At 58.9% G+C, this 18071-nt stretch carries 15 protein-coding genes and 2 pseudogenes; 4 read left to right on the top strand and 13 right to left on the bottom strand.

Going from position 1 to position 18071, the window contains the following annotated elements; translation table 11 throughout:
• Positions 1–16: 16 nt before the first annotated feature.
• Positions 17–2602 (bottom strand): bifunctional diguanylate cyclase/phosphodiesterase, encoded by a 2586-nt coding sequence (locus tag AC07RO_RS05615; RefSeq protein ID WP_495085490.1) that lies wholly within the window; start codon positions 2600–2602, stop codon positions 17–19.
• 32 nt (positions 2603–2634) lie between these two features.
• Positions 2635–3642, bottom strand: a complete 1008-nt coding sequence (locus AC07RO_RS05610; protein ID WP_495085489.1) for a DNA-binding protein — start codon at positions 3640–3642, stop codon at positions 2635–2637.
• A 180-nt stretch (positions 3643–3822) separates the two neighbouring features.
• Here AC07RO_RS05610 and AC07RO_RS05605 point away from each other — a divergent pair, with 180 nt between their 5' ends.
• The 3 genes from AC07RO_RS05605 to AC07RO_RS05595 all read left to right on the top strand — a co-directional run bounded on the left by AC07RO_RS05605 (position 3823) and on the right by AC07RO_RS05595 (position 6478).
• Positions 3823–4788, top strand: coding sequence for a tyrosine-type recombinase/integrase (locus tag AC07RO_RS05605; RefSeq protein ID WP_495085488.1), 966 nt, complete (start codon positions 3823–3825; stop codon positions 4786–4788).
• Between the two features lie 216 nt (positions 4789–5004).
• On the top strand, positions 5005–5373 hold the full coding sequence (locus AC07RO_RS05600) for a histone-like nucleoid-structuring protein, MvaT/MvaU family (RefSeq protein ID WP_192173877.1): 369 nt from the start codon (positions 5005–5007) through the stop codon (positions 5371–5373).
• A gap of 259 nt (positions 5374–5632) precedes the next feature.
• Positions 5633–6478: an alpha/beta fold hydrolase gene (locus AC07RO_RS05595; protein WP_423571596.1), complete on the top strand. Its 846-nt coding sequence runs from the start codon at positions 5633–5635 to the stop codon at positions 6476–6478.
• A gap of 29 nt (positions 6479–6507) precedes the next feature.
• Here the strand turns inward: AC07RO_RS05595 and AC07RO_RS05590 are convergent, their stop codons facing one another.
• From AC07RO_RS05590 to AC07RO_RS05540, 11 genes and pseudogenes are all read right to left on the bottom strand, one after another.
• Entirely contained in the window at positions 6508–6681 is a 174-nt protein-coding gene (locus AC07RO_RS05590; RefSeq protein WP_192173879.1) for a hypothetical protein, read from the bottom strand.
• A 99-nt stretch (positions 6682–6780) separates the two neighbouring features.
• Complete coding sequence (locus tag AC07RO_RS05585) at positions 6781–7122, bottom strand: hypothetical protein (protein WP_495085487.1); 342 nt, start codon at positions 7120–7122, stop codon at positions 6781–6783.
• A gap of 100 nt (positions 7123–7222) precedes the next feature.
• Entirely contained in the window at positions 7223–7588 is a 366-nt protein-coding gene (locus AC07RO_RS05580; RefSeq protein WP_423571365.1) for a response regulator, read from the bottom strand.
• A gap of 101 nt (positions 7589–7689) precedes the next feature.
• Complete coding sequence (locus tag AC07RO_RS05575; protein WP_495085486.1) at positions 7690–9078, bottom strand: ATPase domain-containing protein; 1389 nt, start codon at positions 9076–9078, stop codon at positions 7690–7692.
• Positions 9079–9350: 272 nt separating this feature from the next.
• Positions 9351–9557, bottom strand: a complete 207-nt coding sequence (locus tag AC07RO_RS05570) for a hypothetical protein (RefSeq protein ID WP_423571361.1) — start codon at positions 9555–9557, stop codon at positions 9351–9353.
• A gap of 76 nt (positions 9558–9633) precedes the next feature.
• The gene (locus tag AC07RO_RS05565) at positions 9634–10518 is read right to left on the bottom strand and encodes a manganese catalase family protein (RefSeq protein WP_346626006.1); all 885 of its coding nucleotides are present in this window, start codon (positions 10516–10518) and stop codon (positions 9634–9636) included.
• 351 nt (positions 10519–10869) lie between these two features.
• Positions 10870–11133, bottom strand: a complete 264-nt coding sequence (locus AC07RO_RS05560; RefSeq protein ID WP_495085485.1) for a PAAR domain-containing protein — start codon at positions 11131–11133, stop codon at positions 10870–10872.
• A 220-nt stretch (positions 11134–11353) separates the two neighbouring features.
• Entirely contained in the window at positions 11354–11989 is a 636-nt protein-coding gene (locus AC07RO_RS05555) for a DUF2931 family protein (protein ID WP_495085484.1), read from the bottom strand.
• Between the two features lie 97 nt (positions 11990–12086).
• Positions 12087–12725 carry a DUF2931 family protein gene (locus tag AC07RO_RS05550; RefSeq protein ID WP_495085483.1) on the bottom strand — a complete coding sequence of 213 codons (639 nt, stop codon included), beginning with the start codon at positions 12723–12725 and terminating at the stop codon, positions 12087–12089.
• A pseudogene (locus AC07RO_RS05545) lies at positions 12722–13537 on the bottom strand (phospholipase effector Tle1 domain-containing protein); the annotation flags it as partial. The gene AC07RO_RS05550 and the pseudogene AC07RO_RS05545, both read right to left, overlap by 4 nt.
• A 771-nt stretch (positions 13538–14308) precedes the next feature.
• Positions 14309–16651 (bottom strand): annotated as a pseudogene (locus AC07RO_RS05540) (type VI secretion system Vgr family protein); the annotation flags it as partial.
• A gap of 250 nt (positions 16652–16901) precedes the next feature.
• Between AC07RO_RS05540 and AC07RO_RS05535 the strand changes: the two are divergent.
• The gene (locus AC07RO_RS05535) at positions 16902–18044 is read left to right on the top strand and encodes a MalY/PatB family protein (RefSeq protein ID WP_495085482.1); all 1143 of its coding nucleotides are present in this window, start codon (positions 16902–16904) and stop codon (positions 18042–18044) included.
• Positions 18045–18071: the final 27 nt, after the last annotated feature.

Raw genomic sequence — 18071 nt, 5'->3', positions numbered from 1 at the left:
GGCTAGCGCGGGCACTTTATACGTTTGTATCCGCCGCTGCCGCACTTCTCGCGTCCAGCAGCGCGTGGAAGTCCGACGTGGTCAGGGGATGACTCAGAAAATACCCCTGACCTTCCTCGCACTGCACTGCCTTCAGCAATGCCAGATGCTCGGCGGTTTCAATGCCCTCGGCCGTGACCGTGAGTGAAAGCGCCCGGCCCAGTCCGACAATGGCCTGCACGATGGAGCGGTCGCCTTCGCTTTCACTGAGGCGGGTCAGGAAGCTGCGGTCGATCTTCAGCCCGTCGAAGGGGAACGTGCGCAGGTAACTCAACGACGAATAACCGGTGCCGAAGTCATCCATGGCGATGCGCACGCCCAACTGCTTCAGCGTCTGCATGACGTCCAGCGCGCCTACGGCGTCCTCGATCATCACCCCTTCGGTGATCTCCAGTTCGACCCGCGACGGCTCTATACCGGTGGCCTTGAGGGCGAACTGAATGCGCGCCGGCAGGTTGCCGCGCTTGAATTCGGCAGGCGACAGGTTGATGGAAATGAACAGGTGTTTCGGCCAGCGCGCTGCTTCACTGCATGCCTGGGTCATGACCCAGTCGCTCAGGGGGATGATCAGCCCGCTTTCTTCGGCGATGGGAATGAAGGTGTCCGGCGGAATCAGACCGCGCTGCGGATGCTGCCAACGCACCAGCGCTTCGGCGCCGACCATCTTGCCATCGGAAATGCGAAAGCGTGGCTGGAAATGCAGACGCAGTTCGTTGTGTTTGATCGCATAGCGCAGGTCGCTCTCAAGACGCCTGCGCTCGATGATTTTGGCGTTCATGTCGCCGGCATAAAACCGCCAGGTGCCGCGACCGCTGGCCTTGGCCTCATACAGCGCGATATCGGCGTAGCGCAGCAGCTCGGCCGCATCGCGTGCGTCGGAGGGTGCCATGGCGATGCCGATGCTGGCGCTGACGAATATTTCCTGGTCGTCGATCTGCACCGGGCGTTCGATGGACTCGATCAGTCGCCGGCACAGCGATTCGACTTCGTCCTGGGTCTGGGCGTCGCTGAGGATCAGCACGAATTCGTCGCCGCCCACCCGCGCGACCAGATCGCCATGGCGCACGCAATCGGACAGCCGACTGGACACGTCATTGAGCACGCGGTCGCCGGCGGCGTGGCCGAGCAGGTCGTTCACCGGTTTGAAGCGGTCCAGGTCGATGCTCAGCATCACCAGTGGCTGGTCAAGGGTCGGCAACGCTTTCAGTTTCCCGTCCAGAAACTCCTGCAAGCGGACCCGATTGGGCAGCCCGGTCAGGGCGTCGTGCTGGGAGAGAAATTCGATGCGTCGACGGGCTTCCACTTCTTCGGTGACATCGGTGGCCGTGCCACGGAATCCCCCCGCCGCCATCGAACGCGCCGACAGACGACTGATGCGCTCGCGGCCGCAGGTCTCCAGGTAGCGGCACTGAATGGTGATGTCAGGGCGACGATTGGGGATCGCCAGCCACTGGGACACCTGGCCGAGCTCGGTTTGCAGCAGGTCGTCCATCAGTGCCCCGATCCACTGCGAGCGGTGCAGGCCGGTGACGCTTTCGAAACGGTCAGAGAGGTAGGTGAACCGCCCTTGGCTGTCGATTTCCCAGACCCAGTCCGAGCTGGCTTCGACCACGTCACGAAAGCGCGCTTCGCTGGTGGCGAGGGCGCTTTCGCTTTTTTGCAGGGACGCGTAACTGTCATCAAGGGAGCGCGCTGCGGCGGTGGTGCGACGCAAGATCGCCCAGGTCATCAGGCACACCAGCGCGGCGGCCAGGCCAATCAGCGGCAAACCGAGGGCCAGCAAACGCTGGCCAGGCTTGGGTGGTGTCCAGTGCAAGGCGCCGGCGACGCCGCCCTCGCCCAGCGGAAAGATCGAGACCTGATCGCGCTCGTCGGCCGTTGCAACGTGCAACCCCTCTACGCCGTATTCCTTGCCCAGAACGGCCAGCTTGGCGTCGTCCAGTACATCGACGAAGATCAACACCGAGGGCGTCCGGCCATCAGGCACGACGCTTGGATCGGTGCCGGGGGTGATGGCGGCTGCAGCGACCAGCGCGGGTGTGCCGTTCAAGTCAATGAAAGCGGTAACCGGGGTTTCTGTCTCGGCGCCATCCCGGGCCTTGGCCAGCAACGCGTCCTTGGCAGGGCCCAGCCACGGCTCGGCATCGACCTTTTCCAGTTGCCCTTCCACCACGGCATACACCGTGCGGCCGGTGTCATCGATGACGAACACGCCTTGGAATCCGAAATCGCTGAATAGCGTCGGCCCGATGTTCTGACGGACAAAAGCCCAGTCGGGGTCGACACTCAGGTGCAGGTAACGGTAGGCATCGCCCCAGAACGCATAATCCTTGGTCGTGACGGTCAGCGTTTTTTGAAGCGAGCGCACCGCCTTATCGGTGTAGAAAGCGCTCTCGATCTCCTCGGTGTGATCGAGCTCATGGGCGAGGAAGGCCAACAGGTAAGCGGCCAGCAGAAACACGCCTGCCAGCAGAAACACGAACTTGAACAACGAGCCCCGCGCCAAAGCAACGGTCGAGGGGCTGGCGGATTTGATGACATCGGGGGTGGGCTGGTTTGGCATGGTTTTCCGCAAGCTGAAGACCGGCAGGTCGCTTACGTCTGTATCGGCGGCGGTGTGGCAATGATGAGCTGCACCTGAGCACGCAGACTGTCGTTGTCTTCGGTCAAGGCAGCTATCTGCTGGTTGGCGTGCGCCAATTGCTCATTGGCCAGTGCCACTGCTGTCGCCAGAGATTTACTGTCCACTTTTATCGCCGCCAATTGCTCCTGCAGCTGCTCACGGGCGCCGTCGGCTTTCGCGGTGGCCATCTGCGCTTCGCGGAGTTCTGTGGCGAGGCGCTGGGTCTGGTCTTGCTGATCGGCCAGCGCCCGGGCCTGCTGACGCATTTCGCCGAGCAAGCGCTCGTTATCGCGATTCAGGCGTGTGGATTCATCCTGCTTGATGACCAGCGTCTCCTGAAGTTTTCGCTGTTCAAGCTGAATCTGCTGAAGCTGGGCTTCGTGGCGACGCTGATCCTGCTCGCGTTGTTCCTTGATGGCCTCGCGGTAATGCTCCAGCGCCGCGCGGGCGTGCACATGCTTTTCTTCGAGGGACTGGATCTGCAGGTCTTTGTCCTGCACCCGCCGTTCAAGGTCCTGGCACTGCTGGCTCAGACCGGCATTGCGCGTCAGTTCCGACTGCCAGGAAGAATGGGTGGTTTGCAGCTGGGCGCCCTGCTCGGTCAACGCGGCGTGCTGGGATTCGCACTGGTGCCGGGCTGATTTCAGCTCCAGCTCAAGGGCTTCCAGTCGGACCTCCCAGGCTATCCGCTGACGATCGAAGTCCGCCTGGGCCTGGGCGACGACCTCCTCGCCCTCCTCCGTCAGCCGATCAAGCAAGGTTTCAAGCAATGATTTGAGCTCTTCGCCCATGCGCTCTCGGGACGACGCTTCGGCCGGCGCTCGGGTGTCCAGCTCTTTGAGATAGCGGGCAATGGTGGTTTTCGAACCGGTGTTGCCCAGTTCCACGCGCACCGCGTCGATGCTGGGGTAAGCGCCCTTGCTCAGCAATGCCTGTCGGGCCCGCTCCACTACCGCCTTGTTAATGCCACCGCGTGCCATGCCATCTCCTACAATTTCGTACCGTGTTACGTAACACGCTATTACAGGTCACGATACCAGTTAAAACGTTGTGTGGAAATGTTTCTGCCAGGAGCCGATAATAGTGCTTTATCGCTTTTCAAACGCTCAGGTAGCGATTTAAGCCAGCAAAGCGCCCGTGTCACGCCGATCGAGGGATGTATGGAAAAGGCAGATCGATACCTGTCAGCAGGCACCCGCGCCAACACGCGCCGCAGCTACCGGGCGGCGATCGAACACTTCGAAGTGGTCTGGGGCGGTTACCTGCCCACCACGGGCGACGGTATCGTGCGCTACCTCGCGGAGTACGCGGATCAGCACGCCATCAGTACGCTGAAGCAGCGTCTGGCCGCGCTGGCCCAGTGGCACGTCACCCAGGGGTTTCCGGACCCGACCAAAACGCCCACGGTACGGCAGCTGCTCAAAGGCATCCGCGTCGTCCACCCGGCGCAAGCCAAGCAGGCGGCGCCGCTGCTGCTGCGTCACCTCGAGCAAGCGGTGACGTGGCTGGAGAACGAGGCAGATGCTGCCTGGGCACGTGGCGACCACAAGTCATTGATGCGTCACCGACGCTCTATCGCTCTGGTGCTGATCGGTTTCTGGCGAGGGTTCCGCGGCGATGAGCTGGCCAGGCTGGACGTCGGCAACACCCAGGCGCAGGCGGGTGAAGGCATCACCTTTTATCTGCCTTACACCAAAGGCGACCGCCAGCATGAGGGCACCACGTTTCGCACCCCCGCGCTGAAGACGCTCTGCCCGGTCAATGCCTATATCAACTGGATTACGGTGGCCGGCCTGTCCCACGGTCCGGTGTTCCGCCGGATTGATCGTTGGGGCAACCTGTCCATGGAAGCCATCAATTCCCACAGCCTTGTGCCGATGTTGCGGCGCATCTTTAAAGACGCCGGGTTGCCTGCTGACCTCTACAGCAGTCACTCAATGCGCCGAGGGTTTGCAACTTGGGCGTCCGCTAACGGCTGGGATATTAAAAGCCTGATGAATTACGTCGGCTGGAAAGACATTAAATCGGCGCTGCGTTATGTAGACCCGACCACCTCGTTTGGCGGCCTGGCATTGAAGCCTGCTTTGAATACCGCTTTGCAGCCTGCAGCCCTGGCCGAAACCTGACGGCCGTTGATGTTGTAAAGCGGCCTGCGCCATATGAACTGCCAGCTTTGCAGTCAAGGCAGGAAAGAAGGCAGAAAAGTTTGCTGTTAGTACTGGCATCCATGCACCCACTCGCACTACAGTGTCCACGGTCACACCAGTCACCACCGTGCGCTCCAATGTTCGCCAGTGCTAACGCCGCACGTCAGTATCAACAAACCGAAACATGGAGTTCCAATGTCTAAACTTGCTGAATACCGCCAACTCGAACGTCACCTTGCCGATCAGCTCGCGGCCCTTGAGGCCATGAAAGGCGATAAAGGCCTGGAACAGGAAATCGAATTCGAAGGCAAATTGCGTACGCTGCTCGGCGAATACAATAAGAGCCTGAAAGATATTATTTCGATTCTGGATCACCCTACCGGATCCAAACAGGGCAAGAACGCTACTGCCCCCGAGAAGACCACTCGCAAAGCCCGCGCCGTTAAAGTCTACAAAAACCCGCACACCGGTGAAGTCGTCGAAACCAAAGGCGGCAATCACAAGACCTTGAAAGAATGGAAAGCCGAACACGGTTCCGACACCGTCGAATCCTGGGTTTCCTGATGGATCTGTGAACGGGGGGACAGGTGATTAACCTTCGCTCCGTTGCCGATCTCCCGATGCCCGTGCCCGTCGCGCGGCATCGGTGATTCGATCATTGTTCTCTTGTTAGTCTGCAATTGCCAATCGCGCAATTGAATCGTTTTAACCTCTTCGCCTCACACGTCAGCCCGGCATTCGTCAGGGCTCCCTCACTGCTGTCTGCCGGAGTACTCCCGTGAAGAATATAGTTGCTGGCGTGCTGAATGTTTCATATCGCGACATGGGCCCAGGCGATGGGCCGGTTGTGGTATTGCTCCACGGATTTCCCTATGACATTCACGCGTACGACGACGTGTCGACGCAGCTTGTCCAGGCCGGCTGCCGCTGCATCGTGCCTTATCTGAGGGGATACGGCCCTACCCGTTTTATAGATTCAGCCACGCCCCGCTCGGGCGAACAGGCCGCATTGGGCGCTGACCTGCTGGCACTGCTGGATGCGTTGAATATCCCGAAAGCCATTCTCGCTGGCTATGACTGGGGCGGACGCGCGGCGTGTGTGGTGGCTGCGCTGTGGCCGGAACGGGTGACCGGGCTGGTCAGTTGCGACCCGGGCTACAACATTCAGGACATCGCTGCAGCCAATACACCTGCGTCACCCGAAGCAGAGCTACGGCTCTGGTATCAATACTACCTGCACAGTGAGCGCGGACGTGCCGGCCTTGCGGCCAATCGAAATGAGTTCTGCCACTTGCTCTGGAAATTATGGTCACCAACGTGGCTATTTGCGGAATCCACGTTCACTGAAAGTGCGCAGTCATTTGATAACCCGGACTTTGTCGACGTGGTCGTGCATTCCTATCGACACCGCTATGAACTGGCGGCGGGCGATCCTGCCTGCGCGGCGATTCAGGAGAAGCTCGCGCAGAAGCCCCTGATCACAGTGCCCACGGTGATTCTGGCGGGAGCAGACGATGGCGTCTCATCGAAACGCGAGGACAGTGCTGCGGTACGGGGCTTTGCAGGCCCAGTCCGGCGGCAGGTGATAGCGAGAGTGGGCCACAATGTGCCGCAAGAAGCACCGCAAGAATTCACCGATGCGATATTAAGCCTGTTGAGAAATCACTGAGCACAAGTTTCTGTCAGACCGCTGCCAATTCAGGATTGCTCGGCATTGCTTAGTTCAACAGCCGACTTTGCCGCTTCCACTTCATCTTCGAAATACAGTACGGCGCCCTCGTCATCTTTGACACGGAAGACGGCGGTTGCGCCCGACTGCCTGTGTTCGAGGGGGATGTCTTCACCTTCCAGTCTGACAACGGCCACGGCCATGATGATTCTCCTGCGGTCAGCACTGACAGCAAACGCAGCCGCTCACGCTGGAACTGGCTTGCGTCGGTTATCAGCTTGAATATTCAAGGGCACAACTCGTCACGCGCGGTATTCAGCGTAGAACCGCGGTTGCGGGTGGATGCGTGAAGAGCTGAACAGTTGTGCACTTTGGGATGTGACAGGAAGCGGACGGTATTCAAGATCGATCAACCGAACCCCATTGATATGGGGTTGCCCACACGGCAGTGCGCCAAAAGCGGTGGCCAGCACAATCTGCTCGGGATCAAACAACACGATGGTTTCCGCGCTGACGGCGTCCATGTATAGCGAATAGGGGCAGGAAGCGTCGGGACAAACTTGATGACGAAGTTCGTTCAACACACGTAAGCGGCGGTAGACGACGGTGCCTTCACCCAACGATTTGCTGTACCAGGTATTCATTGCACTGCCCATCTCAATAAGCGTTATCAGTATCGACCCTGGGCTGAATCGATTCGTTCAACGGCAATAACGATGGACTGCGAGAACCTTACAGGCGGGCTTAGCGGCGGGCTTGAAACAGGGCGTGAATCTTGCCGATGACCTGGTCGATATCAAAGGGCTTTTCGATCACCTCATCAAACAGGTCTGGCCGCTCGGCACCCATGTAAGCCTGGGCGCCACTCATGAGCATAATAGGCGTCGACATGTGCACATCCCGAGACTTGATCGTCTCGGCAAGTTCCAGACCGGTCATGCCGGGCATCATGAAATCGGTGATGATCAAGTCGGGGCGCTCGCGATCAAGAATCTCCAGTGCCTTGCGCCCGCTTCCGGCCACCACAGTCTGAAAGCCCTCGTCCTCCAGCGCGAAGCTGAGGATATCGGCAATCAGGTATTCGTCATCGATGATTAGAATGGTTGGCATCAGAGGGCCATTTCCCGGCGGGCCCACGATGTCGCGAGGATCAGGCACCTGGTCAGGCAACTCAATGGTTCTGGCCATCCCCACGTTGCGAATCGCATATCTCAGACCTTCTTCATGGTGATTCCAGCGTTGCTCATCACGACTTCAAGTGGCGAGGGATCGTAGGCGTTGTCTCTGATCTTCAGAATAGAAACCTGGCGTTGAAGTTCAGTCCGATGCTGAACGAACTGGACGAGCAGCAGGTTATCGACCACGCCGGAGACGTCAGGCGCCGGGATGCTCGTTTGATCGTCGAACAACCGATGCGCTTCCCAGGAAGCCATAACCGTGACGCCGCGCGCGCGAAGCTCGCCAAGCACGGTTTCGAGAACGTCCGGCACCCGACGCTGATCGGTGGCCGCTCGACTCAGGGCATTGAGACTGTCGATGAAGACGCGCTTGATCTGCAGCCGCTCCACCCTGTCGAGCAGGTCGTAGCACACCCGGTCGATAAGCCCTGCCGATGCCGGTGTCCAGACGACGTGCAGCGCGCCCGACGCCTGCAGCGCCGTGAAGTCCACGCCCAGAGAACGCGCTTTGGTCATGGCCCGCTGCGGGGATTCATGAAAGCCGAAGTACAGCCCCGGCTCCTGTGCAGAGCATTGGCTCAGAAACTGTATGCCCAGAGACGTCTTCCCGGCGCCTGAAGGGCCCATGATCAGCGTCACCGACGACCGGACCAGACCGCCACCGATGTGTGAGTCCAGCCCGCCAATGCCGCTGCTCAGTAGGGTGTGAGGGCGTTCGGGCATGGCACCGGTTCGGGTGAGCATGCATTCAAGACGCGGGTAAATGGAAATGCCCTGGTCGTTGATCTCGAATTCATGGGCGCCGGGGATCGCGCCGCTGCCTCGGGTCTTGCGCATCTTGATCCGGCGCACCGTACGGGAGCCGACCATGTCTTCGCCCATCTCGATCACACCGTCAACCATGGTGTGCTCGGGACTGCCATCGTCGAGTTGCGAGCTGGTGAGAAACAGCACCGTGCAGCCGGCGAAAGCGGCATGGCCCTGCAGTTCGGAGATGAATTGCTTGGTGTCCAGCGGCGTCTCTGCCTTGGAGCGTGCGTTGAGCAGCCCGTCCAGAATCAGCAGGCTGGAATGCTGACGACTGATCTCGCGGCGCAGCAACTTGACGACCTCGTCGAGACCGTCGTTCTCCAGCGTGTCGAAGGCGCTGACAAACTGGATGCTCTGGCCCACCGCCTGGCGATCGAAAAAGCTCAGCGTCGAGAGGAAATGAAACAGCCGGTCGTGAGGCTCGGCCAGCAGTGTGGCGAACAGCACGCGGCCGTTCTGCCGGACGTGATTGAACCCCAACTGGTTGGCAAGGATCGTCTTGCCCGACCCCGGGCGTCCCTGAATGATGTATGACGCGCCCGCCACAAGGCCTCCTTTGAGCAGTGCGTCGAAGCCCTTGATCCCGCTCTCAAGGCGTTTTAGCTGATTCAAATCTGCTCCCTCTCCTGATGTGCATCAGGCCTGAAAATACGCATTGCCCACGCGCGAAAGGCAATACAGTGGCGGGTAATCGCGGATCAGTCCAGCCCGTCGCACCGTTGCGGGTGGCGGGGCATGCCGGGGCTGCGCCGGGATCCAACTTTACCCCCTGATCGGGGACAAAAAAAAGCCCGCTTTCGCGGGCAAAATCGATGGAGTCGTAGCGGATCAGACAGCCCTTCCAGCGGACACTTCTATGGAATCTAACTTAGAAGCCACGGCGTTTAGTGGAGTCTTTCAACCCCTTTTACGGACTTCGGCAACAGTCCGGCCTTGAATTGCTGAACAAACAACGCGGTTCTGAATCCACGCCCCAGCGTTGCAGCTTCTGCTTCGAAGCGGGTCACACAGGATGTGAAGTCCAGCTGAGCGTTGTCGTTGAACAACTCGCTGGCTTCATTGGACGTCGAATCTTCCAATAACTTGTTCATCAGAATCTCCATGTCGTACGTGGTCTTGATCACATCGCCGGGAGAGCCGCTACATACCGGCCCTCCCCTTATCGCACTACTCAGCTTTACCCTGAGCCAGACCCGAGCCGAGGTCGGCGCCGGTCATCGGTTCCGCGTCCAGATCAGACTTCAGACGCTCCTTCATCATCGTCAGGGTGACCGAGTCGTCCTCGCTCAACGTCACCGAAGCGGTACCGTCACCACCATCGACTGCCGGCTTTGGATTTTCGACGTATTCGAAATCTGCGTCGCTGTTCCACGGGCCACGTACGTTCGGCTCGCCGTTGGACATGCTGAAGTAAGTGCGGGAGAACTCCGGCATGCCTGGCAACTTGCCTTGCGGGAAGTTCGGCTGAATCGAGTGCAGCGCTTTCTCGAAGGAGATCTGATGCGCGATTTCCCGGGTCATGAGGAAGCCCAAGGCGTCCTTGATGCCTGGATCGGTGGTCACGTTCATCAGGCGTTCGTAGACGATCTTCGCGCGTGCTTCAGCAGCGATGTTCGAACGGAAGTCCGCCGTCGGTTCACCAATGGTATCGATGTAGGCTGCGGTCCATGGCACACCGGCCGAGTTGACCAGCGGAGCACCACCGCCGTACAGCAGGCTGGTGATGTGCGAGTCATTGCCGGCGCCGTTGATGTCACGGTACAGCTCGCCTTCCGCTTGCACGCCTTCGGCGAGTTTGCCTTTGGCGCCCTTGTTGAGCATCACGATGATCGAGCCAATGATTTCAAGGTGGCTCAGTTCCTCGGTGGCGATGTCCAGCAACAGATCCTTGCGACCTGGATCTTCTTCAGCCAACGCTTGGGTGAAATAACGAGTGGCCGCAGCCAACTCGCCCTGGGCGCCGCCGAACTGCTCCAGCAGCAAGTTGGCCAGACCCGGATTAGGCTCGGCGACGCGAACCGTGTATTGAAGACGTTTATTGTGCAGGAACATAGTCTTACTCCCTTCTCAGGCTAATTTCGTATCAGGGTTTTTAACGACAAGTTCAGCTTTCTATTGCGGCGATCTGTCAACTAAGCAGACCGCACAGATATAAAGAGACATCGCTGAAGATGTAATTCAGGAAAGCGGAAATAGACCCGACCAATGGTTTCGCGCTGAAAGTTTATAACGGTTGATAATGTGCCGACGGGCGGTTTCTCATTTCATTCGAGTTCAGATAACTACTGAAAGGCGACTTCAATAGGTGTCGATCGGCGGGGCGGCACGAGGATCGACGGCATTGCGCCGTCGATCTCCCTGAATCGTTCTAGCGAGGCCCGTTGGTGACCCGCGCAGGTTGTTTCAGCTGGTAACGGCGCCCTTTGGGCCACTGGCGATAAGCGCCGCACCACAGGCGGTTTTCATGCCGTCTAATGCGACCGGAATTCCGTCGACCGTGTAGGTGCTGCTGCCTTCGGCGATGGGGAAAATGCCTTTGCATAACGGACAACTGACGTTGTGTCCCACCCCGGCGATGGGCTTGCCGTTGAGCTCGGTCTGCGGAAAGGCCTGAAGCACGACGCCGCCGTGAGTGGTGAGGTCGCCTAGGCGGATGATGTCTTTCATAGTTGTGAGGCTCGTTGTTGGTTTTAGTGATTGATGCTTTGATTGCGGTGATTCTGGGTTTAGTTGTTTGGCTCTACCCGTCGTGTTCCTGTCGCTATTAAGTTTAGAGAAATAACTTACTGACGAGTGGGAGTGTTTCGGGTGAAGTTATTGCACTGGGGTGACCGGCTCGGGAGCTGCAACTGAGGACGCATCCGGGCCTTTGAATGTCGATGCAGTATTACCAACTTCCATAAGGGATGCCGTGTTGATCTATCCAAGTTTGTGCCGCTGGATTGGGTGCACGGTAAAACAGCCCTTTTCCGTCCTGGTTGGGGCCAAGCGGCTCGACTTTAGCTTGATAGCGGCCCACTTCTTTGAAGCTCAGGCAAGATCCGCCTAGCCAAACTTTTACAATCCCGCCGGGTGCCATGCCGAGCGTGATCGTCTCTCGATAGTCTGTTTTCCATTGCTGATTCCACTGGCAGAGAACACGCTCCGGTCTAACCATCTCATCACGGACCCACTGCGGTATCCGGATACTGATTTTGTAAGCTTGAGGCTCTACGAGTGATTGCCAACGCAGAAGGAGTTGGTCTGGTAAGTCGACGTTACTTATGGGTTTCCCGCCAGATGCGCCCTTATGCCAACCCTCGGGCTTACGCGTGTAACCGGCGACGCCGGCATGCACGTTGAAAAAAACGTATCCCCGCTGATCGAGCACATCGACGCTTTCCACCCACACTTCCATGTGTTTGGGCGCGGCGAAGCCGATATACCACGCCGGATATGGCAGCTTGACAGGGGGTAATAAGCCTCCCGTTGCGCAGGCACTCAGGCTGATCAGCAATCCGACCGCAAAGACCAGATGCCTCATTCAGGAAACCCAGTCTGCAAATGAGAGCCTTGAACAACGCCGTAAATGCGCTAGCCGTCGCGTGCCGTGATGCTCATTGTTAGCGCTCATCGCCGAGTTACCAACTCCCATAGGGAATGCCGTGCTGTTCTACATAAGCTTTGTTCTCCGGTTCGAGCGGGATGTACTTGCCTTTGCTTGCGCCACGGTAGGGACCGAGCGGCTCGACTTCAGCCTGAAAACGGCCAACTTCCCTGTATCCCAAACAAGATCCCCCTACCCAGACCTTAACAATCCCCCCCGGCGCCATTCCGAGGGTGAGCGCATCGCGATAGTCCTCCTCCCATTTGCTTGTCCATAAGCAAAATGCTTGCTCTGGCTTGATCATCTGATCGCGCACCCACTGCGGTATCTGAATACTAATCTTGTAGGCTTGCGGCTCAACCAAGGATTGCCAGCGCATAAAGATACGCTCAGGAAGATCGACGTTGTTGATGGGCTTCGACTTGCCCGCACCATTTCCCCAGCCCTCTGGCTGACCGGTGTAACTCGCGACTCCTCCATGCACTCGAAAAAATCTCAGGCCTCGCTGATCGGTCACATCAACCGTCTCCACCCACACCTCCATATGTTGGGGAGCCGCCAGACCGACATACCATGCTGGATAGGGCAATTTGGGGGGCGGTGACGTTGAGGGGCTCATTGCACAGGCATTAAGACTAATCAGTAATCCAACCACTAAGATCAGACGCTTCATTCTGGATATCCCTTTTGCGGGCGGTTGAGATGCACATTCCTACGATTCAGCGGTGCTGGCTTGCTTAGTAAGAAGGGGCCTCGTGGGGTCCAGTGTGCGGACAGGTGGATGTACCTCGCTCGTAGCAACGCCTCTTGCGCAGGTTCAAGGCGTACGAGCCGGTCCATCATTACCTGCTGCAAGATTTGCTTGGCGATAGGCATTAGCTCCTCTGGCACTGCGAGTTCAGGCCGCGCCTCCAGACCTTTGAATGGAACGCCGTGACGTATCCCCAGCTCACGCATAACACGCAATGCAATCAGGCTCAGTTCGCCGTGCACCGGGCGTTCGAGCAGCACTGTTACCCAGTAGTCCTCGGTGACCGACGCAGCTCTGCCGCGAGGGTTAGTTGCTGCAGGCCAGGCTTTCACCGCAACGTAGCCATCCCGGGCCACGCCTGATTCGCGCAATGCCTTGGCGTCCGCCTCTGCACGAGCCCACGCGGGGTGGGACTCAACCCTTTGACCGGTCGGAACGCTGGCCTTGCAGGGTTGCGTCATCCACAACTTTTCTCGCGCGCGTGGCAGATAGCCCCCGCCGACATCGGAGTGCGCTCCCGGCAGCCCTATCTGGAGGTGCGTGTGGTGCACATTATTCAGAGAAAAGTCGGCGCGATATTCGTCGAGGGCTTGAAGGTGAATGACCTGTCGCGCGCAGTCGGGTGGCAGGTATAGATTGACGCCACGATTAAGGTCGTTGCCAGGACTGAAGTCACCATGTAGAGGATCTGCGATGGCTGCAACGGTATCGAACAGGCCAATTAGATTGATGCTGACGTCGTAGGCTGGATCGAAATTCTTCAACAGCCCGAAGCCGCCGCCTTTGAGCAGATATTCAAATACTCCACGTTCAGGCTTTAGCAGTTCATTGGCACAATGCCGGGCAGCCGCCGCGCCGCGACTGAAACCGAAAATATCGAACTCGATTTGCTGGACGTAAACCCCAGGATTTGTTTGGCGAAAGCGCTTCAGCTCTTTCGCCGCCAAAGCTGGCGCTTCCAGAACCCGCGCTACGACACCCGTTTCACCCTGCCCAAGAGCTTGACCAACCAGCGTGGCATCCTTCCCGCCGCTGCGAGTACCAATCCCTTCTACGTAAGCGGATATGTAGGCGATCGTTTGGTCTACCTTGAGCGCAGTCGTGCTGTTATCCGGATAAAGGTCATACAAATACGCCACATTGCTCGGCGCATTCCCGTAACTGTTATTCGGCGCGCTGTTAAACGCGCTGCCGTCAAACTCCCCAAATCCATACTGCTTGCACGTCGCGGCAATGCTCTCCAGCTCCTCACGGCTGAAACTATCCAGATCCGATTGTCGACATTGCGCGGTCGCTGCCGCATTGCTCTGGTTGTTCCCCGTTCCATCAAAGAACAACCCGATGCGCAGGGTGATCCCTTCGGTGATTTCCTCTTCCTCTTCTTCCTCCTCAAGTGTCTCGGGCTGTTCAACCGGCGCAGCATTCTTGATCATGCTCCGCTCGTAGTGAATGTTGCCGCCGCTGAAGCTGGGCCAGAATTCGTGCAATTCAGGCGGTATATCCAACAACGGTGGCAAAGCAGGCAGTTCAACCTCCTGCGCGGCTTTCGGTCTGAAGTCGAAGTGCGCGGCTTTGATGAGATAGTCGCCGGCGGTGCCGGATTCAATGCTGCATTGCTCAATGGCGACGTAGCTGCCGCCAGCATTGAGGACGATGCGCTTCTTCGCCGTGATGTGGATTTCGTCTTCGGTGCTGGTGATGTTTATTCCCTGGCGAGCGAGCAATTCCAGACGATCGTTCTGCGCTTGGATGCTCACCGGGCCTTCGTTGGAAATCAGCTTGAGGCCGACCTTGCGAACGAACAGGCTCAGGCCCTGGCCTATACCCATGAACAGTTTCTTGACCACGCTGATGTCGGCGTGGCCGCCCGCGTTGAGCATCAGGTTGTCTTGCGCGGCCAGTTGCAGATGTTTGCCGCTGGTCAGGGCAATGCCGTCCGGAGCGCTGAGCAGCAGCACCGAGGATTTGAGCGCGTCCAGGTCCTGTTTCAGCAGATCGAGTTGCGCCTGCACGTCGGCGGGGTCGGCGTGACTGATGGCAGCATCTGCCGAGAGTTTTTCCAGCTGTTCACCGGCATTCTGCAATCGACCGACCGCCGCGCTCATGTCGAGCTGTTGGCCCTGCGCCTTGGTCTGCCCATCCGCACTGACAAACACCCCGCGCCCCGCCCGAATCGCGCCCCAACCATCCGAGCGCAATTCAAACCCTTCGCCGCGCTTATCCTTCTCGTTGTCGACCAGATGCCCAAGGTTTAGCTGGCTCTTGCCGCTGTGCTCGGTGCTGAGCTTGATGTGCTCTTTGCCGCGATCATCTTCCATGCGCAGCTTGTTATTGGCCGGCGTGCGCAGGACGTTGCGTTTGTAATCGCTGCGCAGCAGCGTCACATGGTCGGGATGTCGGCTGTCATGAAGCGCATGGGCGATGTACGGTCGGTCCGGGTCGCCTTGCTCAAAGGCAACAGCCACCTCGGTCCCGCAGATCAGTGGCAGGTGCAGGCCGTGGGTATCGCCTGCGTACGGACGGGCAAGGCGCAACCAAAGACTTTCCTCACCCAACTTCCAGCTGTCGCGGTCAAACAAAAAGCTGACCTTGTAGCGGCCTTCGCTGTCGATGTGGCTATACGGATCGTTGGCCAGCGAACTGGTGACTCGCGCCGGAACAGTGCCCGCTATCTCAGGTTTGGCCAGCAACGGCGGCCGAAAACACACACTCTCGGAATACGGAATCGCCTCAAAACTCAGCTCAAAACTTCGATCCCGCGCCGCACGCAGCTTCAATCGTGTAATGACTGCTCCCGGTTCAAACGCTTGCGGCGCTCCGCCGGAAATCGCCAGCACCTGCGCCAATCCCAACGAAGCACTGCTGCTTATACCGCTCAGGCGCGTCTGATCATTCAGATACCGCTCATGCCGCAACCGGGCATAAAAAAACCCGCTTTCCCCGAGCAGATCCTCGTCCTGATCCAGTTTGTCGCCCAATACCCGGTACGGCTCCGCATAGTGATACGCCTCGCCATAAGTCGTCGCATCACCACGCGTCTGGTCCACATCCCCATCCAGCCACGCACTGGCATCCCGATGGTGATAAGCACGAAAGTGAACGCTCTGCTCCACAACCCCATGACTGACCTGCAGCCCCCAAACCCCATCCTGGCCGCTGCTGCCCAACCCGGACTGCGGCCGAAACGGCAAGCTCACCCGCGGCCGAACGTAATGCCGCTGGTCATCATGAAACTCAACGACCGCAATACCCAATCGCTCATCGTTGGTGAAGCGATACCAGATCCCCACCTCCGCCAACAGCCGCGAAATAAACGCCAGATCACTCTCACCGTACTGCATCACCTGCTCACGCGTCGGATAGTCCCGCACCAGCGTGAACAGAAAATCCTGCCCCTCAAAGTCATGCCGCGACCGCAAGATACTCTCGACAATCTCCGGCACCGACTGATGCTGATAAATCCGGAACTGCCGCCCTCGACCCAGCAACGCCAGGCGCGGCTGCAAAGTAATCTCGTATCTGGCTTCGTCAGCAGAACCGGAAAGACGTTTAAAACCCGTCACCACACCATGCAACGTGCGCAACGGTTTAACCGAAGGCACCGGCAACCCACGGATCGGAACAGGCAACGTATGCGCCGCCGCGTGCAGACTGAACTGCGCATCCCGCCCCAACAGACGTTCAGCCCCGATGTCCTGCTCGACGGAGGTGAATTCCACACGGTAGAGAAATGGCTGACTCAGCTGCTCCTCGCCCTCGAACGCAAGTACATCGAGCGCTACAGGAAAGCGATGAACAACAAGCTTATGGCGACTGTGATCGAAGAAAGGTGGCAATACGGTGATCATGAATGAGCGTCCCTGGCAGGATTAAGCGCCCCTGACCGGTCTGCAGAAAACCGGATCAACTCGTCCATGAGAGAGGGCTGAAGCGGGCGAAGATGAGGCATTTCAAAGTGTGACTCCAGAGGGGGAGACACGAAGGAGACGGTTCCAGCGGCATTTACGGAGTAATCCTACAAACCGCAAATCGACAGCAAACCCAGGCCGCCATTCTCTGGCACAATCCCCTCTTTTTTCGAGCAGGACAGGCCAGAACATGGATCTGAATAACGTTTTTCAGCGCTTGAACACCGGCAGCAAGAAGTGGAGCCAGTACCCCGAAGACGTGCTGCCGATGTGGGTGGCGGACATGGATTTTCCGGTGGCAGCGCCCATTGTGCAGGCGCTGAAGAACCGTCTGGAGCATCCGCTGCTGGGCTATTCCGTGCCCCAGCAAGCGTTGCGGGAAACCTTGGTCAAGCATCTCGCCAACCGCTACGGCTGGCAGATCGAGGCGCAGGATCTGGTGTTTCTGCCCGGGGTCGAGCCTGGGGTAAACATGGCGCTCCACGCGCTGGTTTCGCCATCCAGCGCGGTGCTGGTGCAGACGCCCAACTACTCACCGCTGCTGCACGCGCCGGCCAACTGGAAACTGCCGCGCATCGATCTGCCCTTCCATGCTGACGCCCAGGGTGAATACCCCACCGACGTCGCGGCACTGGAACGCGCGCTGCCTGACCATGGCGCGCTGCTGCTGAGCAATCCCCACAACCCGCTGGGCAAGGTCTTCGAACGCGACGAATTGCTGGCCATCGGCGAAGCCTGCGTGCGGCGCGATGCACTGATCATTTCCGATGAGATCCACGCCGACCTGCTGTTCGACGGCCGTCAGCACACGCCGATCGCTTCCCTGAGCCCGGAGATCGCGGCGCGCAGCGTGACGCTGATGTCGGCGAGCAAGGCCTGGAACATCGCCGGTCTGAAAACAGCGTTCGCCGTGGTGCAGAACCCCGAGCTGCGCCAGCGTTTCAATGCCGGGCGGCTGGGGCTGGTGGACAGCGTCAACGCCCTGGGCCTGGAAGCCACCGAAGTGGCCTATCGCGAAGGCGGCCCGTGGCTGGAACAGGTCATGGCGTACCTGCAGGACAACCGCAATTACCTGGCCGAGGCCATCAAAACCCGCTTCCCCGGTATTACGATGAACCTGCCCCAGAGCACCTATCTGGCGTGGCTGGATTGCTCGGGCCTGGGGCTCGAAAGCCCGCAGCAATTCTTCCTTGAGCACGCCAAGGTTGCGCTGAGCGACGGCCTGGAATTCGGCGAGGACTGTGGCCAGTTCGTGCGTCTGAACTTTGGCTGCCCGCGGCCGATGCTGGAAGAAGGCCTGGCGCGTATGGAACGCAGCCTGCGCAACGCCTGACGCCTTCCCGGCTAAAGCCGGTCCTGC

It is taken from the genome of Pseudomonas sp. GW821-FHT07F05 (assembly GCF_059418765.1).
Note: the sequence above shows the minus strand (reverse complement) of the source record. Positions and strands in the feature narration are given on the sequence as shown.